1 protein-coding gene is annotated in these 239 nt (G+C 56.9%); it reads left to right on the plus strand.

The features are described 5' to 3' along the window. Positions 1–239, plus strand: a 239-nt coding sequence (locus B7449_RS17810) for a hypothetical protein (protein WP_048883980.1), incomplete at both ends; no start/stop codon positions are given.

Genomic DNA, 239 nt, shown 5'->3' on the forward strand with positions numbered 1-239 from the left:
GCTATCGCGCTGCTCAAGGAGATCGAAGAAGCAGATCGAAACGCTTCGTCACCCGAACAGATCATCCTGTCACGCTTCGTCGGATTTGGAGCAGGAGAACTGGCGAACAACCTGTTCCCATCCGGAAGCGATAGCCCCCGCCCGGGCTGGGAAGATGTTGGCGAAGCGATCCATGCCTCCACAACAGACGTTGAAAGGGCAGGACTGAAGCGCGCGACACAATATGCGCATTTTACCCC

Origin of the sequence: Komagataeibacter intermedius TF2, from assembly GCF_000964425.1 — a bacterium.
Classification (GTDB): Bacteria; Pseudomonadota; Alphaproteobacteria; order Acetobacterales; family Acetobacteraceae; genus Komagataeibacter; species Komagataeibacter intermedius.